Source organism: Neisseria oralis, from assembly GCF_045062685.1.
In the GTDB taxonomy this organism is placed as follows: domain Bacteria; phylum Pseudomonadota; class Gammaproteobacteria; order Burkholderiales; family Neisseriaceae; genus Neisseria; species Neisseria oralis.
Genome location: NZ_JBJGEB010000040.1, coordinates 1 through 430 on the forward strand (window position 1 = coordinate 1; position 430 = coordinate 430).

Here is a 430-nt window from a genome sequence, read left to right on the forward strand (position 1 = left end):
GATGCGGAAGGCAACACCAAAGCATCCTTGCAAACCCGTACAGACGATGTGAACGAAGTGACCGTACCGTCCGTCACCGATGCAGACAACAACGGCATCAAAGACAGCGATGAGCAAGCGGTAGCCGATGCATTGGCGAAAGTGAAAGCCGCGGAAGCGGCAGAAAAAGCCGCGGAAGACGCGTTGGCGGATGCGAACGCAGACGGCATCATCAGCCAAGCAGAAGCGGACAAACTGACAGCACTGAACGCCAAAGTCGCTGAAACCAAAGCGGCGGCGGATGCGGCAGTGAAAGCATTGCCGGAAGGTGCGAAAGATGCGGAAGGCAACACCAAAGCATCCTTGCAAACCCGTACAGACGATGTGAACGCTGTGACTGTTCCGGCGCTCACCCTGCCGGCGAACACGGGCGTCTAGGTCTCGGAGGAGG

At 57.9% G+C, this 430-nt stretch carries 1 protein-coding gene; it reads left to right on the forward strand.

The window, feature by feature from the left end; genetic code table 11:
* Positions 1–417, forward strand: a 417-nt coding sequence (locus tag ACI43T_RS11995) for a GA-like domain-containing protein (RefSeq protein WP_405387340.1), incomplete at its 5' end; no start/stop codon positions are given.
* Between the last annotated feature and the right edge of the window lie 13 nt (positions 418–430).